The sequence below is a fragment of the Cupriavidus yeoncheonensis genome (genome assembly GCF_905397275.1).
Classification (GTDB): domain Bacteria; phylum Pseudomonadota; class Gammaproteobacteria; order Burkholderiales; family Burkholderiaceae; genus Cupriavidus; species Cupriavidus yeoncheonensis.
Genome location: NZ_CAJPUY010000058.1, coordinates 1 through 1734, shown reverse-complemented (window position 1 = coordinate 1734; position 1734 = coordinate 1). Strand labels below are relative to the sequence as shown.

Sequence of the window (1734 nt, the reverse complement as noted above, 5' to 3'; positions counted from 1 at the left end):
CACCAGGCTAAAACACACTGGTTATAGGATCAAGCCTTACGGGCAATTAGTACTGGTTAGCTTAACGCATTACTGCGCTTCCACACCCAGCCTATCAACGTCCTGGTCTCGAACGACCCTTCAAGGAGGTCAAGCCTCCAGGGAATCCTCATCTTCAGGCGAGTTTCCCGCTTAGATGCTTTCAGCGGTTATCTCTTCCGTACATAGCTACCCTGCGATGCCTCTGGCGAGACAACAGGTACACCAGCGGTACGTCCACTCCGGTCCTCTCGTACTAGGAGCAGCCCCCGTCAAGATTCCAACGCCCACGGCAGATAGGGACCAAACTGTCTCACGACGTTTTAAACCCAGCTCACGTACCTCTTTAAATGGCGAACAGCCATACCCTTGGGACCGGCTACAGCCCCAGGATGAGATGAGCCGACATCGAGGTGCCAAACACCGCCGTCGATATGAACTCTTGGGCGGTATCAGCCTGTTATCCCCAGAGTACCTTTTATCCGTTGAGCGATGGCCCTTCCATTCAGAACCACCGGATCACTATGTCCTGCTTTCGCACCTGCTCGACTTGTCGGTCTCGCAGTTAAGCACGCTTTTGCCATTGCACTTTAGGTACGATGTCCGACCGTACCAAGCGTACCTTCGAACTCCTCCGTTACACTTTGGGAGGAGACCGCCCCAGTCAAACTGCCTACCATGCACTGTCCCCGACCCGGATTCACGGGCCAAGGTTAGAACCTCAAACAAACCAGGGTGGTATTTCAAGGACGGCTCCACGTGAACTAGCGTCCACGCTTCAAAGCCTCCCACCTATCCTACACAGATCGGTTCAAAGTCCAATGCAAAGCTACAGTAAAGGTTCATGGGGTCTTTCCGTCTAGCCGCGGGGAGATTGCATCATCACAAACACTTCAACTTCGCTGAGTCTCGGGAGGAGACAGTGTGGCCATCGTTACGCCATTCGTGCAGGTCGGAACTTACCCGACAAGGAATTTCGCTACCTTAGGACCGTTATAGTTACGGCCGCCGTTTACCGGGACTTCAATCAAGAGCTTGCACCCCATCATTTAATCTTCCGGCACCGGGCAGGCGTCACACCCTATACGTCCACTTTCGTGTTTGCAGAGTGCTGTGTTTTTATTAAACAGTCGCAGCCACCATTTCATTGCAACCCCTTCACCCTTCTGGCGCAGGCCAGTCAAGCTACCAGGGCGTACCTTATCCCGAAGTTACGGTACCAATTTGCCGAGTTCCTTCTCCCGAGTTCTCTCAAGCGCCTTAGAATACTCATCTCGCCCACCTGTGTCGGTTTGCGGTACGGTCTCGTATGACTGAAGCTTAGAGGCTTTTCTTGGAACCACTTCCAATTGCTTCGCAGCACTAGGCCGCTCGCCCCACATCCTTGAATTCCGCGCCCGGATTTGCCTAAGCGCCTTCTCCAATGCAGGGACCGGGACTTCCAACACCCGGACAACCTTCCGCGATCCGTCCCCCCATCGCATCATACGACGGTGCAGGAATATTAACCTGCTTCCCATCAGCTACGCATCTCTGCCTCGCCTTAGGGGCCGACTCACCCTACGCCGATGAACGTTGCGTAGGAAACCTTGGGCTTACGGCGAGGGGGCCTTTCACCCCCTTTATCGCTACTCATGTCAGCATTCGCACTTCTGATACCTCCAGCATCCTTTACAAGACACCTTCACAGGCTTACAGAACGCTCTCCTACCACGC

The 1734-nt window shown here is 54.0% G+C and carries 1 rRNA gene; it reads right to left on the bottom strand.

Annotated features, from left to right (window positions below):
* Nucleotides 1-25: 25 nt before the first annotated feature.
* Nucleotides 26-1734 (bottom strand): 23S ribosomal RNA (locus tag KHO22_RS32260); the annotation flags it as partial.